This window comes from Methyloceanibacter marginalis, from assembly GCF_001723295.1.
In the GTDB taxonomy this organism is placed as follows: Bacteria; Pseudomonadota; Alphaproteobacteria; order Rhizobiales; family Methyloligellaceae; genus Methyloceanibacter; species Methyloceanibacter marginalis.
This window is the reverse complement of the sequence record NZ_LPWD01000346.1, coordinates 1-18,611: the sequence shown is the minus strand read 5'-3', so window position 1 is coordinate 18,611 and position 18,611 is coordinate 1. Positions and strand designations below refer to the sequence as shown.

General features: G+C 64.2%; 18 protein-coding genes and 6 pseudogenes. 7 read left to right on the top strand and 17 right to left on the bottom strand.

Annotation, left to right across the window (positions count from 1 at the left end):
* Positions 1–171: 171 nt before the first annotated feature.
* Positions 172–1,146 (top strand): annotated as a pseudogene (gene hemB / locus AUC71_RS12475) (porphobilinogen synthase); the annotation flags it as partial.
* 14 nt (positions 1,147–1,160) lie between these two features.
* Here hemB and AUC71_RS12470 read toward each other — a convergent pair.
* Complete coding sequence (locus AUC71_RS12470) at positions 1,161–1,784, bottom strand: 3-keto-alpha-glucoside-1,2-lyase-like domain-containing protein (protein ID WP_069624523.1); 624 nt, start codon at positions 1,782–1,784, stop codon at positions 1,161–1,163.
* Positions 1,785–1,962: 178 nt separating this feature from the next.
* Here AUC71_RS12470 and AUC71_RS12465 point away from each other — a divergent pair, with 178 nt between their 5' ends.
* Positions 1,963–2,451, top strand: a complete 489-nt coding sequence (locus tag AUC71_RS12465; RefSeq protein ID WP_069624522.1) for an RDD family protein — start codon at positions 1,963–1,965, stop codon at positions 2,449–2,451.
* A 110-nt stretch (positions 2,452–2,561) separates the two neighbouring features.
* A pseudogene (locus tag AUC71_RS12460) lies at positions 2,562–3,291 on the top strand (arginyltransferase).
* Positions 3,292–3,297: 6 nt separating this feature from the next.
* On the opposite strand, the pseudogene parC reads toward AUC71_RS12460, so the two are convergent.
* From parC to folK, 13 genes and pseudogenes are all read right to left on the bottom strand, one after another.
* Positions 3,298–5,549 (bottom strand): annotated as a pseudogene (gene parC, locus AUC71_RS12455) (DNA topoisomerase IV subunit A).
* 31 nt (positions 5,550–5,580) lie between these two features.
* The gene (gene recO / locus AUC71_RS22385; protein WP_342021849.1) at positions 5,581–6,627 is read right to left on the bottom strand and encodes a DNA repair protein RecO; all 1,047 of its coding nucleotides are present in this window, start codon (positions 6,625–6,627) and stop codon (positions 5,581–5,583) included.
* Between the two features lie 124 nt (positions 6,628–6,751).
* Positions 6,752–6,910, bottom strand: a pseudogene (gene recO / locus AUC71_RS22380) (DNA repair protein RecO); the annotation flags it as partial.
* A 51-nt stretch (positions 6,911–6,961) separates the two neighbouring features.
* The gene (locus AUC71_RS22015; RefSeq protein ID WP_280139315.1) at positions 6,962–7,096 is read right to left on the bottom strand and encodes a hypothetical protein; all 135 of its coding nucleotides are present in this window, start codon (positions 7,094–7,096) and stop codon (positions 6,962–6,964) included.
* A 241-nt stretch (positions 7,097–7,337) separates the two neighbouring features.
* Positions 7,338–8,251: pseudogene (gene era / locus AUC71_RS12440) on the bottom strand (GTPase Era).
* Positions 8,244–8,957, bottom strand: coding sequence for a ribonuclease III (rnc, locus tag AUC71_RS12435; protein ID WP_069624519.1), 714 nt, complete (start codon positions 8,955–8,957; stop codon positions 8,244–8,246). Before rnc ends, era begins: the two are co-directional and overlap by 8 nt.
* Before the next feature lie 3 nt (positions 8,958–8,960).
* On the bottom strand, positions 8,961–9,710 hold the full coding sequence (gene lepB, locus AUC71_RS12430) for a signal peptidase I (protein WP_069624518.1): 750 nt from the start codon (positions 9,708–9,710) through the stop codon (positions 8,961–8,963).
* Positions 9,711–9,811: 101 nt separating this feature from the next.
* Positions 9,812–10,222 (bottom strand): holo-ACP synthase, encoded by a 411-nt coding sequence (gene acpS, locus AUC71_RS12425; RefSeq protein WP_069624517.1) that lies wholly within the window; start codon positions 10,220–10,222, stop codon positions 9,812–9,814.
* Positions 10,222–11,007 carry a pyridoxine 5'-phosphate synthase gene (locus AUC71_RS12420; protein ID WP_069624516.1) on the bottom strand — a complete coding sequence of 262 codons (786 nt, stop codon included), beginning with the start codon at positions 11,005–11,007 and terminating at the stop codon, positions 10,222–10,224. Before AUC71_RS12420 ends, acpS begins: the two co-directional genes overlap by 1 nt.
* Positions 11,007–11,549: a DUF2062 domain-containing protein gene (locus tag AUC71_RS12415; RefSeq protein WP_069624515.1), complete on the bottom strand. Its 543-nt coding sequence runs from the start codon at positions 11,547–11,549 to the stop codon at positions 11,007–11,009. Before AUC71_RS12415 ends, AUC71_RS12420 begins: the two co-directional genes overlap by 1 nt.
* 114 nt (positions 11,550–11,663) lie before the next feature.
* Positions 11,664–13,889, bottom strand: a complete 2,226-nt coding sequence (locus tag AUC71_RS12410; RefSeq protein ID WP_069624514.1) for a RelA/SpoT family protein — start codon at positions 13,887–13,889, stop codon at positions 11,664–11,666.
* 177 nt (positions 13,890–14,066) lie between these two features.
* Positions 14,067–14,477: a DNA-directed RNA polymerase subunit omega gene (gene rpoZ, locus AUC71_RS12405; RefSeq protein WP_069624513.1), complete on the bottom strand. Its 411-nt coding sequence runs from the start codon at positions 14,475–14,477 to the stop codon at positions 14,067–14,069.
* A 78-nt stretch (positions 14,478–14,555) separates the two neighbouring features.
* Complete coding sequence (folK, locus tag AUC71_RS12400; protein WP_069624524.1) at positions 14,556–15,092, bottom strand: 2-amino-4-hydroxy-6-hydroxymethyldihydropteridine diphosphokinase; 537 nt, start codon at positions 15,090–15,092, stop codon at positions 14,556–14,558.
* 108 nt (positions 15,093–15,200) lie between these two features.
* Between folK and AUC71_RS12395 the strand changes: the two genes are divergently transcribed.
* The 4 genes from AUC71_RS12395 to AUC71_RS21395 all read left to right on the top strand — a co-directional run bounded on the left by AUC71_RS12395 (position 15,201) and on the right by AUC71_RS21395 (position 16,979).
* Complete coding sequence (locus tag AUC71_RS12395) at positions 15,201–15,815, top strand: LabA-like NYN domain-containing protein (protein WP_069624512.1); 615 nt, start codon at positions 15,201–15,203, stop codon at positions 15,813–15,815.
* A 50-nt stretch (positions 15,816–15,865) separates the two neighbouring features.
* Positions 15,866–16,516 carry a uracil-DNA glycosylase gene (locus AUC71_RS12390; RefSeq protein WP_069624511.1) on the top strand — a complete coding sequence of 217 codons (651 nt, stop codon included), beginning with the start codon at positions 15,866–15,868 and terminating at the stop codon, positions 16,514–16,516.
* 62 nt (positions 16,517–16,578) lie between these two features.
* A complete protein-coding gene (locus AUC71_RS21400; protein ID WP_244500943.1) occupies positions 16,579–16,734 on the top strand; it encodes a hypothetical protein in 156 nt (51 codons plus the stop codon).
* The gene (locus tag AUC71_RS21395; protein ID WP_069624510.1) at positions 16,722–16,979 is read left to right on the top strand and encodes a DUF3775 domain-containing protein; all 258 of its coding nucleotides are present in this window, start codon (positions 16,722–16,724) and stop codon (positions 16,977–16,979) included. Before AUC71_RS21400 ends, AUC71_RS21395 begins: the two co-directional genes overlap by 13 nt.
* Positions 16,980–17,018: 39 nt before the next feature.
* On the opposite strand, the gene AUC71_RS12380 is transcribed toward AUC71_RS21395, so the two are convergent.
* The 3 genes and pseudogenes from AUC71_RS12380 to dapA form a co-directional block, all read right to left on the bottom strand.
* Positions 17,019–17,534: a peroxiredoxin gene (locus tag AUC71_RS12380; protein ID WP_069624509.1), complete on the bottom strand. Its 516-nt coding sequence runs from the start codon at positions 17,532–17,534 to the stop codon at positions 17,019–17,021.
* A gap of 1 nt (position 17,535) precedes the next feature.
* A complete protein-coding gene (gene smpB, locus AUC71_RS12375) occupies positions 17,536–18,006 on the bottom strand; it encodes an SsrA-binding protein SmpB (RefSeq protein ID WP_069624508.1) in 471 nt (156 codons plus the stop codon).
* An 18-nt stretch (positions 18,007–18,024) separates the two neighbouring features.
* Positions 18,025–18,611: pseudogene (gene dapA / locus AUC71_RS12370) on the bottom strand (4-hydroxy-tetrahydrodipicolinate synthase); the annotation flags it as partial.

Below are 18,611 nucleotides of genomic sequence, written 5' to 3'. Positions count from 1 at the left end.
CTTTTCGGCGGCAAACCATGTTGGTTGCCGCTCCTGGCAGCGGACGCCTCTGAGTGGTAGCCTCCAGGGTTCAGTAAGAGTTGAGGGTTTGCGGCGTGGCCTCACCGTCTAAAGCGGGCGAAGCGCGTCGGCACGCGGCCGCCTGCGCTCAAGTCCGGCTACCCGGCGACCCGCCTCAGACGCAACCGGCGGGCCGACTGGTCGCGGCGGCTGGTGCGCGAGACGGCGCTGACGCCCGACGATCTCATCTGGCCGCTCTTCGTCATCGACGGCGAACGGGCCCGGTCCGAGATCGAGTCGATGCCGGGCGTGGCGCGGCTCTCCATCGACCTCGCCGTGCGTGCGGCGGAGGACGCGGCGGCGATCGGACTACCGGCCATCGCGCTGTTCCCCAACACCGAGCCTAGCTTACGCGACGAGGCGGCAAGCCAGGCCTTACACTCCGGGCAACCTCGTGTGCCGGGCGGTGCGCGCCATCAAGCAAGCGGTCCCCGAGATCGGCATCATCTGCGACGTGGCGCTCGATCCCTATACGAGCCATGGCCATGACGGCCTGCTCGACGAGGATGGCACGGTCGACAACGACCGCACGCTTCAGGCGCTCATCACCCAGGCTTTGGTTCAGGCGGAAGCGGGCTGCGATATCCTCGCCCCGTCCGACATGATGGACGGACGCATCGGCGCCATCCGCGCTGCGCTCGAGGAGAACGGCTTCACCGACACGCAGATCCTGAGCTATGCGGCGAAATACGCCTCTGCGTATTACGGGCCATTCCGTGACGCGGTCGGTTCGGGCGTGCAACTGCGCGGCGACAAGAAGACTTATCAGATGGACCCGGCGAACGGCGACGAGGCGTTGCGCGAAGTCGCGCTCGACATTTCCGAAGGCGCCGACATGGTCATGGTGAAGCCGGGGATCGCCTATCTCGACATCGTGTGGCGCGTGAAGGAGGCCTTCAAGCTGCCGACCTTCGTCTATCAACCTCCGGCGAGTACGCGATGCTCACCGCAGCCGCCGAACGCGGCTGGCTCGACCGCGACCGTGTGATCCTTGAAAATCTGCTGGCGTTCAAACGGGCCGGCGCCGATGCGATCTTTACCTATTTCGCACCCGAAGTTGCGCGGCGGCTGAAGGACGAATTCTAGGCTGCCCTACCCACCTAGTCGGTGACCTTCATGTTGGTGAAGAGCACCGTCGCCTCTTTCTGCTTGTCGAAATTGTCACCGGAAATGCCGAAGCGCCAGCCGTCCCTTGGTGCCTGTCCCCTCAGCTCACGCACCTTGGTGCCGTTGATATAGAAGGCCAGCGTGTCGCCCTGGGCATTCACGCGCAGCGTGTTCGAGGCGCCGGGGGACGTGTTGATCGCCGGCGTGTCGATATTCGCCGCGATGGTACCGAGCCAAGCGCCGTCCTGCTTGCGCGCAATCCAGAACCGCCCGTTGTTGAGAATGCCGAACTGGTAATAGGTGCGGTTGTCCTCGCCCCAGAACAGCAGCCCCGCGCCGAGGATCGGCAGGTCGCCGCCTTGCGGCCAGACGGCTTCGGTGCAGATATCCGCATTCTTGACGGTGTACGTGACGTTGAGGTTCGACTGCATGTCGTCGGCGGGCAGCTTGAAGATGAACGAGCCGTCCTTCATCTCCACCGTGTCCTTGTGCGACCAGCCGCCGGCCTCGTCCTCGAACGTGTCCTCGAAGATGATCTCGCTGCCGTCGCACGCCAGCGCCTGAGCGCCCGTGGCAAGCAGGCCCGCGAGCGCAAGGCTCAACACCGCTATCCGCATCCCGGGCTCCCCGTAAGCCGCGTGGCGTCCAAGGAGAATCCTTAAACCGTCGCCTCGAACTCGGCAACCGGCGCGCGCGTTGTACACGTATCCGCGCCTTTGCCAGATAGCATGCGCTTGTCGCTGCTACCGGCAATCCCCATCTTCAAAGCGTGACGCGATCCGATTCGGAGACAGCATGACCGACCAGAAGACGACTCCCACCGGCACCGGCTTCGCCGACCAGCCGCACGCTTACAATCCCGTGACCCAGCCGCAGCTCTTCGAGGCCGTCATCGGGAAACGCTTCGTCGCTTTCATTATCGACGCCATCATTATTCTGGCGCTGACGGTTCTGGCCTATGTAGCCGTGGCGGTGCTGGGCATCATCACGCTGGGCCTGGCCTGGCTCCTGTTCGGGATCGTTTTCCCGGCGGTCGGCCTGGGCTACAACGCGCTCACCATCGGCGGCCCCAACTCCGCCACCATCGGCCAGCGCGTGATGGGGCTTACAGTGCCCATGTGGTACGGCGGCAAGGTGACGCCCCTGATCGCCGCCTTCCATGCGCTGCTGTTCTGGTTCTCCTTGGTAATCTTCTGTCCCATCTTGCTCTGGGCCTTTTTCGACCAACGCAAGCGCTGCCTGCACGATATCCTGGCGGGCGTCCTGGTGATCAACAGGGGCTAGCTTTGAGCCATTCCAAGCTGCTTTGTGACAGCTTGGCGGATTGCGCGCCCCGCCTTCGATCCCGTAAGCTTGCCTTGGATTGACTTGGATTCGCTTCCGGTCGGTGAGACGTGACAGAACACAAGAGTAATTTTCCGGAGTTCTACATCACCGCGCCGCAGCCTTGCCCCTATTTGCCGGGGCGGCTGGAGCGGAAGCTGTTCACGCATCTCACGCGGGACAAGCCGGGCTTCCTCATCGACAATCTCTTGAAGGGCGGGTTCCGGCGCAGCCAGAACATCGCCTACATGCCCTATTGCGACGCCTGCTCGGCCTGTGTGCCCGTGCGAATCCTGGTGGGAGAGTTCGAGCCGCGGCGGTCCTTGAAGCGCATCGCCCGCGCCAATTTCGATCTCGTGGCCACACGGATGCCGCCGGCCCCGAGCTCCGAGCAGTACGCTTTGTTTCGAGATTATATCGAGGCGCGCCACGCGGACGGCGGCATGGCGGAGATGAGCGTGCTCGACTATTCGCTCATGGTCGAGGACAGCGTGGTGGAGACATTCGTCACCGAGTACCGGCTGAAGCCCGACAAGGAGACCGGCGAGACGCCTCTGATCGCCGTGGCGCTCTGCGACCGGCTCAGCGACGGCATCTCCATGGTCTACAGCTTCTACGATCCGGACGTGCCGGCGCGCACTTGGCACCTACATGATCCTCGATCACGTGGATTATGCGCGCGCGCAGGGCTACCCGTTCGTTTATCTCGGCTACTGGATCGAGGGCTCGCGCAAGATGCGCTACAAGGATCGCTTCCAGCCCCAGGAGCGTCTCACCTCGAAGGGCTGGGTGCGCAGCTAGGCGAGATCAGAAGCGGTCGCCGAACTTGCCCGACTGGGGAAGCCTCGGGGCGGCAAGCGTCCGGCTTGGGCGCGGGCGCCCCACCAATCGCGAAGTTCGGCGGATGACAGCGTAAAGCTGCGCTTGGCCGCGTCGAGATAGGTCAGACCTTCCTTCTTGGTAAAGGTCTTGGCGTCGGCCAGCCCGCCGTCCTTGTAGCGCTGCAGGCGCACGCCTTTACCGCGCGGCATCTCTGGCAACTCCTTCAGCGGGAACAGAAGCAGCTTCCGGTTGGCGCCGATCACGGCGACGCTGTCCCCCTCGACGGGTGTGCAGACGGCGGCCTCGTCATCACTCTTCACGTTCAAGATCTGCTTGCCTTTGCGCGTCATGGCGATGACCTCGTCTTCCGCCACGATGAAACCGTAGCCGCTCTCGGACGCCACCAGCAGCTTCCGCCCCGGCTCGTAAACGAACAGCTGGACGCAATCGCCCGCGTCCTCGATGTCCACCATGAGGCGGAAAGGCTCCCCATGGCCCCTGCCCCCCGGCAGCTTGTCGGCGGCGAGCGAATAGAAGCGTCCATTGGTGGCGAACAGCAGCAGCGTGTCCGTGGTCTGCGCGCGCAGGAAGGTCTTCAGCCGGTCGCCTTCCTTAAAGGCGAGGCTACCTTCCTCCACGGCATGTCCTTTGATGGAGCGGAGCCAGCCCTTCTCCGAAAGCACGATGGTCACCGGCTCTTTCTCGATCATCGCTTCGGCCAACTCGATCGCCACGTCGTCGGGTGCTTCGGCGAAGCTCGTGCGGCGGCGGCCGATCTCGGTCTTCTGGCCGAACTGCTCCTTTAGACCCTTGATCTCGTCGCCGATGCGGTTCCACTGCTTGTCCGTGGAGCGCAGCAGCGCGTTGAGCTCCTTGCGCTCCTTGGTGAGATCGTCGTGCTCGCGCTTGATCTCCATCTCCTCGAGCTTGCGGCAAGCGCGCAGGCGCATATTGAGGATCGCTTCGGCCTGAACTTCAGTGAGCTTGAAGGCTTTCATCAGAGCCGGCTTCGGCTCGTCCTTCTCGCGGATGATCTTGATAACCTTGTCGAGGTTCAAATAGACGATGAGGTAGCCGGCGAGCACCTCGAGCCGGTGGTCGATCTTGGCCAGCCGGAACTTGGAGCGGCGGACCAGAACCTCCAAGCGGTGGTCGAGCCATTCCTGCAAGACCTGCCTCAGCCCGAGCACGTTCGGGATCTTGCCGTGGCTCAGCACATTCATGTTGAGCGGCACGCGCGTCTCGAGCTCGGTCAGCTTGAACATCTGCTCCATGAGCAACTGCGGATCGACCGTGCGGCTCTTGGGCTCCAGAATGAGGCGCACGTCTTCGGCGGATTCATCGCGCACGTCCGCCAGCAGCGACAGCTTCTTGGCCTGCAACAGCTCGGCGATGCGCGCGACCAGCCGCGCCTTCTGCACCTGATAGGGAATCTCGGTGACGACGATCTGATAGGTGCCCCGGCCGGTGTCCTCTTGCTCCCAGCGGGCGCGCAACCGGAACGAGCCGCGGCCCGTCTTGTAGGCCTCGAGGATCTGCTCGCGCGGCTCCACGATTGATCCCGCCCGTCGCAGGTCGGGTCCGGGCACGAACGTCACCAGCTTGTCGGCGGTGGCCTTCGGGAACTTGATGAGGTGGAGCGCCGCATCGCACAGCTCGCCCACATTGTGCGGCGGGATGTTGGTCGCCATGCCCACGGCAATGCCGGAGGCGCCGTTCGCCAGAAGGTTTGGAAAATTGGCCGGCAGCACCGACGGCTCGAGCTCGCGCCCGTCGTAGTTCGGGCGGAAGTCGACCGTGTCCTCGTCGATGCCTTCAAGGAGTTGGGCGGCGACTGCCGTGAGGCGCGCCTCGGTGTAGCGGTCCGCGGCGGGGTTATCCCCGTCGATATTGCCGAAATTCCCCTGGCCGTCGACCAGCGGATAGCGCACGGCGAAGTCCTGGGCGAGGCGCGCAAGCGCGTCGTAGATCGCCTGGTTTCCATGGGGATGGAAGTTGCCCATGGTGTCGCCGACGATCTTGGCGCATTTGCGGAACTCGCCGGTTGGGCCGAGGCGGAGCTGCTGCATGGCGTAGAGCAGGCGCCGGTGCACGGGCTTGAGCCCGTCGCGCACATCCGGAAGCGCCCGGTGCATGATGGTGGAGAGCGCGTAAGCGAGATAGCGCTCTTCCAGCGCGTCTTTCAGACTGACCGGCTCGATCGGCCCCGAATCAGGGGGCGCTGCGCGTTTTCCCATATGTCGCGCTTAGCGCATCGCTTCGCCACGCTCAAGGCGTTGCTTGCCGCGCCGGATTTCGATCCGGCGGCGGCGGAAGCGGCTTTTCGGGCGGATCGCGAAGGCAAGACGTGTCGACGAACATCTGCACGGAGACGTAATACCACTGGTTGCCGTGTTTCGCGCCCGCGACACCGACGCCAATCTCCGTCGAGGCCGAGCGCAACGCGCGCTCGTGGCCCGGCGACCCTTTCCAGAAGCGCATGGCTTTGGCCATGGCCGCCTCGACCGTGGCGCGATTTGGCCGCGTCCAGGATTGATGCCAGTTCTCGCCGCGAAACTTGCAATACCTGACGCCCGCCGCGCGCACGCGCTCCGCGGGGCTGCGCCCGTCAGCGCGGTGACCGGTCTTATTGTTGAGGGCAAGATACCGCGCGTAACGCTGCGCCGCTTGAGTGGCGCCCGCGCTCTCGCGCAACGGGGCAAGGCCGCTCGCCGCGCGGTACGCATTGGTCTCGCTGATGATCGTCGTCCTCGCGCTTGCGGGAACGGCAAATTCCTGTGCGTGGGCACTGAAGGCACAAGCCGGTGTGACGCTCAGCAGGGCAAGCCACGTCAATTTGTTGGCGGAGAACACGGCTACGCCGACAGGGCCGCCGCCTGCCCCCGGGACAGCAAGTCGAGCAGGCGCTCGCGGGCCGACGGCAGCGTTCATGCCGTGGGGCTCGAGCACGTCGCGTTCCAAGAAAAACCCGGTGAGCGCGAAGCCGGCGGCGATATCGGTCTCGCGCAACGGCGCGGTCTCGTCCAGCAGGAACCCAGGCAGCGCCAGCAGCTTCTCGCTGTACGGCGCTCCGGCCTCGCGCGACACGGCACGACCTGAGCGCGGCGACACGTAGATCAGATCCTCCAGGACGCCGGTCGCCGCACACACCGAGAGATCGAGGCCGAAGCCAAGCTCCTGGAGTAGCTGATACTCCCAATAGACGAGAAGCGTGGGCCAGATGTCGGGCTCGCCAAACGAGCGAAGCACATGCAGCGTCGTGGCGTAGAGTTCGGGATGGGGGGTCGCGCTCGGGGAGAAGCTTGACGAGTTCACCCAGCGTGCCGATGGCGGCGAGCGCGCGCGGATCGTCGAGGACGCGAGCGCCGTTGGCCTCCATTAGTTCCACGTTGAAGCCGCCGAGATGCTCGGAAAGCCGAGCCCGCCAGGTTACGCGCACCATGTTGCCGGGCTGGAGCGTTGGGCGGATACGACGTGACCGGCCTCCCCGGACGAGTCCGAGATGCCGGCCGTGTTCGAGCGTCAAGATCTCAGCGATCAGTCCAGCCTCGCCCAGCGGCCTGCCGCTCAGGAAGATTCCTTCGTCGCTCCAGTCCATCGGCTACCCTAGGGTGCAAACGCGATCCCACTCAAGGTCCGACGTCCTGGGCTAGCCCCCAGTGCCCGTGTCCGTTCCGACGGTGCCGACACTGCCTGACTCGGTCGGCATCTCGCTCGACGGGTTGTAGCTCGGACCGCCCACGGTTCCTGGAGACGTCTCGACTGTCGGCGCCGTCGGGTTCATGCCACTGCCCGAGGGGCCCGTCGGCTGGAGGGACTGTTGCGTACCGCCGATGGCACCAGGCGTGGTGCCGTTGGCTTGCCCCGAGCTGCCCGCAGTCGGGCTCGCGGCATGGGCCAGCGAGCGCCGAGAAGCAACGCGGCGCCGGCCGAAATCGAGAGGATCTTCTTCATCTTCGGACCTTTCTTGCGTTCAGTCGTGAAAGGTCAACCCGCACGGGTTCAGCCGGTTCCCGCAGGCCTCGCTATCCTTTTGGATAGTCCAGGCCCATCTCGCGGAAGCGTTCCGGGTCTTCGCCCCAGCGCTCGCGCACCTTCACGAAGAGAAACAGGTGGACCGGTGTTCCGGCGATCTCGGCGATCTCTGCCCGGGCCGCGGAGCCGATCTCCTTGATCATGGCGCCCTTGGCGCCGAGCACGATGCGCCGCTGGCTCTCGCGCTCCACGAAAATGGTCTGCTCGATGCGGACGCTGCCATCCTTCAGCTCTTTCCATTCCGTCGTCTCGACGGTGAGCGCGTAAGGCAACTCCTCGTGCAGGCGCAGGAACAGCTTCTCCCGGGTGATCTCGGCGGCGGTCTGGCGCAGCGAGGCGTCGGAGAGCTGATCCTCCGGAAAGAGCCATGGGCCCGGCGGGACCGCCGCGGCGAAATAGGTTTTAAGGTCGTCGACACCGTCGCCGGTGAGCGCAGAGACCATGAACACCTGATCGAAGGCCTTCAGGGCCTGAAGATCGGCGGTGAGGCGCAACAGGTCCGGCTTCTTGACAAGATCGACCTTGTTCAAGACGGCAAGCGTCGGCCGCCGGATGTCGGGCAGATGCTCGACGATGGGCGCGAGCTTGTCGTCGAGCCCGCGCGCGGCATCGATGACCAGCGCGACGATGTCGGCGTCGGCGGCCCGGTCCCAGGCCGCTTGCGCCATGGCGCGATCGAGCCTCCGCTTCGGCTGAAAGATGCCTGGCGTGTCGACCAGGATTACTTGGGCGTCACCAGCAATAAAGAGACCGCGGACGGGGCCGCGGGTGGTCTGCGCCTTATGGGTGACGATAGACACCTTGGCGCCGACCAGCGCGTGGTGAGGGTGGACTTGCCGCTATTGGGCGCGCCGATTAGCGCGACGAAGCCGCAGCGTGTGTTGCCGTCTTGGGTCTCAGTCATTGGCGGGCGGGCGCCAGACGCCCTCGCGCACCAGCATGGCGAAGGCCGCTGCCTGCTCCGCCTGGCGCTTGTTCGCGCCCTCGCCGCGTTCCGGCGCGACGCCCTCGACCTGGACCTCCGTGGTGAAGCGCGGCGCGTGATCGGGGCCTTCGCGCGCGATCTCCAAATAGCGCGGCAGCGGTAATTGCCGCCCCTGCGCCCATTCCTGAAGCACGGATTTAGCGTCGGGCGCCGCCTCCTCCAACTCGCCGAGATAGGGCTCCCAATCGCGATGGATCACACGGCGCGCGACCTCGTAGCCGCCGTCGGCGAAAATGGCGCCGAGCACCGCCTCGCAGGCATTGGCGAGAATGGTCTTCTTGGCGCGGCCGCCGGATCCGGCCTCACCGCCGCTCATGATGATGAAGTCGCCGAGATTCCAGCTTTGGCCGATCTCGGCACAGGTCTCCGTGCGCACCAGATGATTGAACCAGCGGGCGAGAACGCCTTCGCTCTCCTCGGCGAAACGGGTGGTCAACAGCTCCGCGATGGCCAGACCCAACACCCGGTCGCCCAGGAACTCGAGACGCTCATTGTCCTCGTTGGGCTTGGAGTCGGGGCGCGCGCTCGCATGGGTCAGGGCCAGCTTGAGCAGCGATGGCTCCGCGAAGTCATGCCCGAGCCGGGCAGAAAGCTGGCTGAGATCACTGGTCCGCCGCTTGGACAAGGCTTAGTGCACCACCGAGAAAATCCGGTCCCAGCGCACTTCCGTCGGCCAATCCCAGACCTTCCAGAAACTCGAGTCCTCGTCGATGGAGAAGAAGATCACTTGCGCCTTCCCCACCAGGTTGACGAAGGGCACGAAGCCGACCTCGGACAGAAAGCGGCTGTCGGTGGAGTTGTCTCGGTTGTCGCCCATCATGAAAAAGTGATTCTCGGGGACTTTATAGACCTCGGTGTTGTCGCCGAAGCCCGTCATCGAGGTCGAGCACCGGATAGCCCCTGTTGGGCAGCGTCTCTTTGTACGCGCCATCTGGCGTTCGCGGCCCGAAGAGCCGGTCACCACATAGTCGTCGATCTTCACCTTCTCGACGGCCTGGCCGTTGATGTGCAGCACGCCGTGGATCATCTGAATCTCGTCGCCGGGAAGGCCGATCACCCGCTTGATGTAGTCCGTCTCGTTGTCGCGCGGCAACTTGAACACGACCACGTCGCCGCGGTTGGGCTCGCTCGCCCAAATGCGTCCGGGAAACAGATTGAATCCGAAAGGAAACGAGTAGCGGCTGTAGCCGTAGCTATATTTGGAGACGAACAAATAGTCGCCGACCAAGAGCGTCGGGATCATGGAGCCCGACGGGATGTTGAACGGCTGAAATAGAAATACGCGTACGATCAGGGCCAGGATCAGCGCATGCACGATGACGCGGACCGTGTCCCTGGTACTCCCTTTAGCTTCCATCTTTTCGGCGTCCACGCTCATGCGGAAGCTCTCCTCGGTTTATCCCGGCGCCCCCGTCCCCTGCCCCCAACGTGTCGGGACTGGCGCCCCTATAGCCTCTCCTCATGGTTCAAGCAAACCGCTCAGTCGCGGGCTAGAACCTTCAGGGCGGAGATAATGACGATGGCTTGGGCCGTGGGAAAATCGTCGGTGATCGTGAGATCGATGCGGACTTCATGTCCTTCCGGTGTCAATTCGCGGAGCACCCGGGCGGCACCCCCCGTCAATTCCAGCGTGGGCCGTCCAGACGGCAAATTTACGACGCCCATGTCGCGCCAGTAGACGCCGTGGCGAAATCCCGTCCCCAACGCCTTGGCACAGGCCTCCTTGGCGGCGAACCGCTTGGCGTAAGAGGCGGCGCGCAAGCTCCGCCGGTCGGACTTGCGGCGCTCCGTGTCCGTGAAAACGCGCGTCAAAAAGCGCTCGCCATAGCGCTCGATCGTCTTCTCGACGCGCCGGATGTCGATAATGTCGTTGCCGAGTCCGAGGATCATCACGCGTGATCCGCCTTTTCGCGTGCGCTCTCGCGCAATGCTTGCCGCCCTCTGTCCATGGCCGCGCGCATGCGCCGAATGCTGTCTCCGAGCCCGACAAACACCGCCTCCCCCATGAGGTAGTGTCCGATATTGAGCTCGACGATCTCCGGCAGCGTGGAAATCGTCTCCGCCGTCTCGTAGTCGAGACCGTGGCCGGCATGAACTTCTAGGCCGAGGCCGCGCGCAAGAGTCGCGCTTTCTTTGATGGCGCGCCACTCGGCGTCCGCCTCGCTCTTGCGTCCCTGGGCCAGGGCGTCGCACCAAGCGCCCACGTGAATTTCGATGGCCGGCGCTTTTATGCGCGACGCAGCCTCGATCTGCCGGCGCTCGGCGGCGATGAACAGCGAGACCTGGATGCCCGCATCGACCAGCTCGGCGATCACGGGAGCCAGCGCGTTGTGCTGCGCGGCCACGTCGAGGCCGCCTTCGGTGGTGCGCTCGGTGCGCTTCTCGGGCACGATGCATGCGGCATGGGGCTTGGTCTTGAGCGCGATCGCTTGCATCTCTGGCGTTGCCGCCATTTCCAAATTCAGCGGACAATCGAGCTCGGCGATGAGTCGTGCGATATCGTCGTCGCGAATATGCCGGCGATCTTCGCGCAAATGGGCCGTGATGTTGTCGGCGCCCGCTTCCACGGCGAGCTTCGCGGCGCGCAGCGGATCGGGATGGAAGCCGCCGCGCGCGTTCCGCAGCGTGGCGACGTGGTCGATATTGATGCCGAGTCGGATCGGGGGCGCGCTCATCAGACCTCCATCGCTTCGCGTCGCGCGATCAGTGCACGGCGGCGGTGTTGGTAGGCGTTCACCGCGGGTCTCACGAGGACATAGCTCAGCGCCGCAAGCGCGAGCCCTACGGGAATCGCGCCGAGCGTCATCGGCTTCAGAAGCGGCCAGATCTGGTCCGTCTGGAAGACCCCTTCCGACAAATCGAGATGCAGATCCTTCGCGCTGCCGCCGAGCATTAGGGAACCGACCTCGAAGGTGGCGATCCAGAAGAACGCATATGTCAGCGGGTTGCCGACGAAGGTACCCAGGATAGCGGCAACGATGCTGCCGCCGATGATCCAGGCCGTCAGCGCCGCCAACACCATGTGGAAGCCGATGAAGGGAGTCGCCGAGACGAAGACGCCGGCGGCGAAGCCGAGGGCGACCGCATGCGGCGTGGCACTCAGGCGGCGGACGCGATGAACGATGTAGCGGGTCGAGCGGCTCCAGCTGCGCCGGGGCCACAGATGCACGCGCAACCGCTCAAGAAAGCTCTCCGCCTTTCGGCGCCTGAACAGCATCACTACCTCGTTCCAAGGACGCTCAGTCGTAGTGGCCGGCGCCGGGGCCCATTGGCGGCTGAGCCCTACCATATTTGGGCTTAATTTCTCCATATGCCAGGGCTTTGGGCCGGTTTAGCCTTCGGCGCGCGCCGCGCTACTGACCACGTCCTTGGCGCGCAATCCCACCAGGATCTCGTTCAGATGCTGGAGGTCCCAGACATCCAGATCGATGAGCATCTCGGTGTAATCCGGGACCTGGTTGGTCATCTTGACGTTCTGGATGTTGCCGTCGGCCTCGCCGATGACGGCGGCGATCTGAGCCAGACTGCCCGGCTCGTTCATTGCGGTAACCGCGATCTTGGCGGGGAAGCGCTGCGGGTTGTCCTCGTCGATATCCCAGGTGACGTCGATCCAGCGCTCCGGTTCTTCGTCGAACGCCTTCAGCGCATTGGCGTGGATCGGGTAGATGGTGATCCCCTGCCCCGGCGTGAGAATGCCGACAATGCGGTCACCGGGAACGGCACCCCCGTCGGCGAAGTTGACGGGAAGATCGCCGCGCAATCCGCGGATGGGAATGCCGCTTGCGCCTTCGGGTCGGCCGCGCCCGGCCGATCCGGGCCAGCGGAACTTCAGCCCCATCACCTTGCCGAGTCCAAACCAGCCCTCCTCGGTGCGCTTCACTTGGCGGCGGCGCTTCACCGGCTCGGCCGACTTTTCCTCGGGGAACACGGCACGTAACACGTCGGCGGAGGCAAGCTCACCGCGCCCCACGGCGGTCATGACGTCCTCGGCGGTCTTTTGTGACAGCCGCGCCAGCGCCGCGGTCAAGCTCTCCTCGCTGAAGGTCTTGTCGCGGCGCTGAAAGGCGCGGTCGAGAATTTCGCGGCCGAGCTTGCCGTATTGCGAGCGAACCGCGTCGCGCGTTGCCCGTCTAATGGAGGAGCGGGCCTTGCCAGTCACGGCGATGCTCTGCCAGGCGACGGGCGGCAACTGTGCCGCCGAGCAAATGATCTCCACTTCGTCGCCATTCCTGAGCTGCGTGGCGAGCGGCATGGGCCGGCCGTTGATCTTGGCGCCGACGGCGGTGTTGCCGACGTCGGTATGCACCGCATAGGCGAAATCGATGCAGTTCGCCCCGCGCGGCAACGCGATCAGCCGGCCTTTCGGCGTGAAGCAGAACACCTGATCCTGGAACAGCTCCAGCTTGGTGTGTTCCAGAAACTCTTCCGGGTTGTCGCCCTCGAGCAGCATCCCCACCAGATGGCGCAGCCAGCGATAGGCGTTCGAGTCCTGCGACGGTACCTTCTTCGCGCCGTTGGCGCCGTTCATGTCCTTGTAGAGCGCGTGCGCGGCGACACCGAATTCGGCGATGGAGTGCATCTTCTCGGTGCGGATCTGAAGCTCGACGCGCTGGTGCCGCGGGCCGACAATGGTCGTGTGGATCGACTGATAGTCGTTCTGCTTCGGATTGGAGATGTAGTCCTTGAAGCGTCCCGGCACCGCATGCCAGGTCGTGTGCACCACGGCGAGCGCATGATAGCAGTCCGGAACCTGTGGCACGACGATGCGGAAGCCGTAAATGTCCGAGAGCTGCTCCAGCGAGATCTGCTTACGCTCCATCTTGCTCCAGATGGCGTAAGGCTTCTTCTCGCGCCCGGCGACGACGCCCTTGACCTTGGCCTCTTTCAGCTTGGTGGTCAGGGCGCTCTCAATTTCATCGATCAAGCCTTGGTTGCGCTCGCGCAAAATCTTCAGGCGCTCGACCACGGCCGCGTAGGCCTCCGGGTTCAGCCAGCGGAAAGCATGGTCCTCCAGCTCTTCGCGCAACCACTGCATGCCCATACGCCCGGCGAGCGGCGCATAGATGTCCATGGTTTCCTCGGCGATGATCCTGCGCTTCGCCGGCCGCATATGCTTGAGCGTCCGCATGTTGTGCAGGCGGTCGGCGAGCTTCACGAGGAGTACGCGGATGTCGCTGGAGATGGCCAGCAGCAGCTTGCGGAAATTTTCCGCCTGCTCCGCCTTCTTGGTGACCAGGTCGAGCTTCTTGATCTTGGTGAGGCCATCGACCAGCGTGCCGATCTCGGCGCCGAACAGCGCGTCGATCTCGGTGCGGGTCGTGCCGGTATCCTCGATGGTGTCGTGGAGAAGCGCTGTGGCGATAGTGGCGTCGTCGAGACGCATCTCGGCCAGGATGGCGGCGACCTCAAGCGGATGGGAGAAATAGGGCGCGCCGGACGCACGTTTCTGGTTGCCGTGCGCCTTCATGGCGTAGACATAGGCGCGGTTGAGCATCGCCTCGTTGGCGGTCGGCTGATAGCTCAGCACGCGCTCGACCAGCTCATATTGCCGGGTCATGGCCCTAGCCTTCTCGCATCACCGTGAGCACGACGCGCCATACCGGAGGATGCCGTTCCCCGGCATCCTACAGGACGCGTCGTGTTCTGGGTTCCGGCTTTCGCCGAAACGACAATGGAGATGCGGCAGCCTGGAATAGGCAAGCCAGCGGCGCGCCGCGCTGATCCGGGAGCGAACTCAGCGTGCGCGCGGTCCCGCATTCGAGCCATCCGAAGGGGCCTGAGTCGCCATCCGGCGCAACAGCTCCTCCTCGGACATACGGTCGATCTGCGTATCGCTCGACTGATCGTCCTGGCCGATGACAGGCATCCGCGTGTCTTGGGACAGCATCGGCACCGCTTCCGCCTCGGGCTCATCCACCTCGACATATTTCTGCATGGAGTGGATGAAGTCTTCCTTGAGGTCGTCGGGAGAGATCTTCTTTTCCGCGAGCTCGCGGAGGGCCACGACCGGGTTCTTGTCGTTGTCGCGCTGCACGGCGATCTGAGCGCCGGCGGAAATCGTACGGGCGCGATGGCCCGCCAAGAGCACGAGCTCGAAGCGGTTCGGAATCTTGTCGACACAATCCTCGACGGTGACGCGAGCCATCTGGTGATCCTTTTGAAATTGGGCAGGTTTAGACCCTATTTATGCAGTTCGCGGACGCCTGGCAAGCCGCCCGCGGGATTAAAGCGCCCGCATCACTTGGCCTTCGCCGGACCCGGCAACGCCTCGCCACAGCTCTTGAGCGGTCCTTTTCGTCACCGGATGACGCCAGTTCGGCGCCACATCGAGCAACGGACGCAGGACGAATGGCCGTTTTTCGATCCACGGATGCGGCAGAACGAGCGGCCGGGCGCGGCCCGGGCAAAGCGCGGCATGTTGCCCCGCCCAATGCTTAACGCGGCCCTTGTAGTCCAAAATGTCCAGATCGAGGGTGCGGGGGCCCCAGGGGCTCCCGCCGCGGCGCCCCGCCGCCCGTTCGATTTGCTTCAGCCGTCTCAGCAGCGCTTCCGGCGGCATGGCCGTCTCGATCAGGGCGACGGCATTCACATAAGGGGGCTGGCCGGCCCGCCCCACCGCCGCCGTCTCGTAGAAGCGCGATACCGCCTCCACCGCGATGCCGCCGGTCCCGAGTTCGCGGAGCGCGCGCGCGATCGTTTCGGCGGGTGTCCCCCACGGTCCGGGACAATTTCCGCCCAATCCTACCAGCGTCTGAGACATTGCGACCAATTGCGAAGTGTCCATGGCGTGCATACCTGTAATGGGACGTTGCTTCGTCCGCGCTTCTTGTAGCGCGCCATCATATTTTTTGAGTGGTTAGGATCCGAAATGAATTTCTACCCGACGGAGCGCATCGCGCTCTTCATTGACGGCGCCAATCTTCATGCCGCCGCAAAGTCTCTCTCTTTTGACATCGATTACAAACGCCTGCTGACGCTGTTTCGGTCGAAGGGCCAACTCGTGCGCGCGCTTTACTACACCGCCCTCGCCGAGGATCAGGAGTACTCCTCGATCCGGCCTCTGATCGATTGGCTGGATTATAACGGCTACACCATGGTGACGAAGCCGACCAAGGAGTTCGTCGACGCCGCCGGCCGCCGGAAGATCAAGGGCAATATGGATATCGAGCTTGCGGTCGATGCCATGGAGCTTGCCGACCATCTCGATCATCTCGTCATCTTCTCCGGCGACGGCGATTTCCGTTCGCTGGTCGAGACGCTCCAGCACAAGGGCAAGCGCGTTAGCGTGGTCTCGACGCTTTCAACGAACCCGCCAATGGTCGCCGACGAGTTGCGGCGCCAGGCGGACCAGTTCATCGACCTTGCCAGCTTGCAAGACGAAATCGGCCGCGATCCGGCCGATCGGGCGCACCGTGAGCAGCGCCGCCGTCAGGAGCCCGAGCCGCTCGACGAGTTCGAGGAGAGCGACCTTATCGAGACCTGATCGCCGCGAGCATCTAGCGTTGGGCGCGCCGGAACGCTAGGCATGGCGCCATGTCGCCCTCTCCTGCCTTACCGGAACCGGCCAGGGACTGTCCCCTATGCCCACGGCTCGTGGCCTTCCGTCACGAGAACGAAGCGGCACATCCGGATTGGTTCAACGGTGCGGTGCCCTCCTTCGGCCCGGAGACGGCGCGGCTTCTGATCGTCGGGCTCGCGCCGGGGCTCAAGGGCGCCAACCGTACCGCTCGCCCCTTCCTCGGAGACCATGCCGGCGAGCTACTATATCGCACGCTTCTGAAATCAGATCTCGCGCGCGGCACACACGACCTGTCAAATCCCGCGGCGCTTACGCTGGTGGATTGCATGATCACCAATGCCGTGCGCTGCGTGCCGCCGCAGAACAAGCCCACGGCCGATGAAATCAGAACCTGCCGGCAGTTCCTGGTCGCCCGCATAGAGGCGCTGCCGAATCTGCGCTCTCTGCTCGCCATCGGCCGTATTGCCCATGACAGCATTCTCGACACGTTCGCGCTGAAGAAGCGCGACTTTCCCTTCGCGCACGGCGCGCGGCACGCGTTGCCGAATGGGCTCGTTCTGTTCGACACCTATCACTGCTCGCGCCAGAACACGAACACGGGCCGGCTGACCACGGAGATGTTCGAAGCGGTGGTGGGCGAGGCTGCGGCAAGCCTGAAAGACTGAGTTGCTGGCGCCGCTCAAGTCGGGCATGATTTCCATGGGTTTCGGCATGTCCGTGGGGTCCCATGGCGGGGTTGGAAATCTCGCCGACCAAAGTCGGCTTTGTCATCGTTAAGGCTCGCGAGCTGGGCGCCAAGGTCGGCGCGTGGGACGAAGGCTCCGATCACGATGCGGAGTCGATTCTGGAGACTTCGCCGACGACTCCACCATGGCGGAGCTGAAAGAGTTCATCCACGATCTGAACGAAGACGAACAAGTGAGCCTAGTGGCGCTTGCTTGGATCGGCCGAGGCTCGTTCAGCGCCGACGAGCTCGAAGAAGCCCTGGAAACCGCGCGCTCCGAACGGACCAATCGCACCGAAGATTATCTGATCGGCATGCCGCTTCTCCCAGATTATCTGGAGGAAGGCCTGGACGCCCTTGGCTACTCGGTGGAGGACGCCGAAGACGACGCCATGGGCGATTAATGGGTGACTAGTTGGCGACTCGTCCGGCGACTTAAGCTGTCACCCTAGCGTCTCAAGCCAGCAAAGCACTTCGCCTGGATGTCCGGCCGGATCCATGACGGGAAAGAACACGCGTTCGATCACGCCATCTCGCACTGCAAGCGTGAGTCTTTTCAGGTAGGTCTCCCCGCCAGTTGCGAAACTGGGTAAAGCGAGTGCGGTGGCGAAGGCCGCTTCTCTGTCGCTCAGGATCGGGAACGGCAGCCGCAGCCGCTGCACCAGTTCGCGCTGATAAGCCGTGCTTTGAAGACTGAGGCCGAAGAGGCGCGTGTCGCGCTCCGCGAAACGCGTGGCAAGATCGCGGAACCCCTCGAGCTCCGGCGTCGAGCCGTGCGCGCCGGGAATATCGTCCCAGTTGGGCGGGTTGGGCCGGCCGGGGCGGCCGGTCCACGGATAGACGGCGATGACGCTCCGGCCACGAAGCCCCGCCAAGCCTATCGTCGTGCCGTCGGTGGCGGGCAGCGTGATGGGTGGGAGCGCCATGCCCGGCATCGCGAAATCGGCGCCGCCGTCCACCTCAGCCCTTCTCCCGCATGAGCCGGCCTTTTTGGCGCTCCCAGTCGCGCTTCTTCTGGGTCTCACGCTTGTCGTAGACCTTCTTGCCGCGGCCGAGCCCGAGCTGAAGCTTGGCGATCCCCCGGGCATTGAAATAGAGGCGCAACGGTACGAGCGCCATGCCTTCCCGTTGGATGGCCCCTAACAGCCGTGCCATCTCCTTCCTGTGCAGGAGGAGCTTCCGGTGCCGCGTCGGCGCGTGGCCCTCGCGCGCCGCGCCTTTGTACTCGGCGATATGCGCGTTGATGAGAAAGAGCTCGCCACGTTCATTGGAGGCGTAGGATTCGGCGATGTTCGCCTTGCCGGTACGCAGCGACTTCACCTCGGAGCCGGTCAGTACGATACCGGCTTCGATCGTGTCCTCGATCTCGTAGTTGAAGCGGGCTCTTCTGTTCTCGGCGACGAGCTTGCCGCTGTCGCTCTTCGGCGCCATGACTAAACCCTTCGGGCGTTAGGCCGCGGCGAGGCCAACGGCGGCCAAGGCGTCGTCGACGATCTTGCGCGTCGCGGCCCCGATCGGTGCGAGCGGCAACCGGGTCTCGTCGGACCCCAGACCGAGCTTGAAGGCCGCGTACTTGACCGGGCCGGGATTGGATTCCACGAACAAAGCTTCATGCAGCGGCATAAGGCGATCCTGTATCTCCAACGCGCGCTTGAAGTTTCCACCGAGGCAAGCGAGCTGAAACTCGGAGCAGAGCGCCGGCGCCACATTGGCGGTCACCGAGATGCAGCCTACCCCGCCATGGGCCATGAAGCCGAGCGCGGTCGCATCCTCACCGGACAGCTGGATGAACTCATGTCCCATCGCGCGCGCTGCTGGCTCACGCGCGCCAGATTGGCGGTCGCGTCTTTCACGCCGACGATGTTCTTCAGCTTGAACAGCCTCGTCATGGTCTCCACGGACATGTCGACCACGCTGCGGCCGGGGATGTTGTAGATGATGATGGGGATATCCGCGGCGTCGTTGACCGCCTTGTAGTGGAGATAGAGCCCCTCTTGCGTTGGCTTGTTGTAATAGGGCGTCACCACGAGCGCGCC

What these genes read in the sequence shown, in the direction of transcription:
- lepB (WP_069624518.1), bottom strand. Translation starts at nt 9,710, where the DNA reads ATGAGCGTGGACGCCGAAAAGATGGAAGCTAAAGGGAGTACCAGGGAC.
- AUC71_RS21400 (WP_244500943.1), top strand. Translation starts at nt 16,579, where the DNA reads ATGGCGGGGTTGGAAATCTCGCCGACCAAAGTCGGCTTTGTCATCGTT.
- acpS (WP_069624517.1), bottom strand. Translation starts at nt 10,222, where the DNA reads ATGATCCTCGGACTCGGCAACGACATTATCGACATCCGGCGCGTCGAG.
- AUC71_RS12465 (WP_069624522.1), top strand. Translation starts at nt 1,963, where the DNA reads ATGACCGACCAGAAGACGACTCCCACCGGCACCGGCTTCGCCGACCAG.
- AUC71_RS12390 (WP_069624511.1), top strand. Translation starts at nt 15,866, where the DNA reads ATGTCGCCCTCTCCTGCCTTACCGGAACCGGCCAGGGACTGTCCCCTA.
- smpB (WP_069624508.1), bottom strand. Translation starts at nt 18,006, where the DNA reads ATGGCGCCGAAGAGCGACAGCGGCAAGCTCGTCGCCGAGAACAGAAGA.
- AUC71_RS12410 (WP_069624514.1), bottom strand. Translation starts at nt 13,889, where the DNA reads ATGACCCGGCAATATGAGCTGGTCGAGCGCGTGCTGAGCTATCAGCCG.
- AUC71_RS22015 (WP_280139315.1), bottom strand. Translation starts at nt 7,096, where the DNA reads ATGAACCCGACGGCGCCGACAGTCGAGACGTCTCCAGGAACCGTGGGC.
- rpoZ (WP_069624513.1), bottom strand. Translation starts at nt 14,477, where the DNA reads ATGGCTCGCGTCACCGTCGAGGATTGTGTCGACAAGATTCCGAACCGC.
- AUC71_RS21395 (WP_069624510.1), top strand. Translation starts at nt 16,722, where the DNA reads ATGGCGGAGCTGAAAGAGTTCATCCACGATCTGAACGAAGACGAACAA.
- AUC71_RS12420 (WP_069624516.1), bottom strand. Translation starts at nt 11,007, where the DNA reads ATGAGCGCGCCCCCGATCCGACTCGGCATCAATATCGACCACGTCGCC.
- folK (WP_069624524.1), bottom strand. Translation starts at nt 15,092, where the DNA reads ATGTCTCAGACGCTGGTAGGATTGGGCGGAAATTGTCCCGGACCGTGG.
- AUC71_RS12395 (WP_069624512.1), top strand. Translation starts at nt 15,201, where the DNA reads ATGAATTTCTACCCGACGGAGCGCATCGCGCTCTTCATTGACGGCGCC.
- AUC71_RS12415 (WP_069624515.1), bottom strand. Translation starts at nt 11,549, where the DNA reads ATGCTGTTCAGGCGCCGAAAGGCGGAGAGCTTTCTTGAGCGGTTGCGC.
- AUC71_RS12470 (WP_069624523.1), bottom strand. Translation starts at nt 1,784, where the DNA reads ATGCGGATAGCGGTGTTGAGCCTTGCGCTCGCGGGCCTGCTTGCCACG.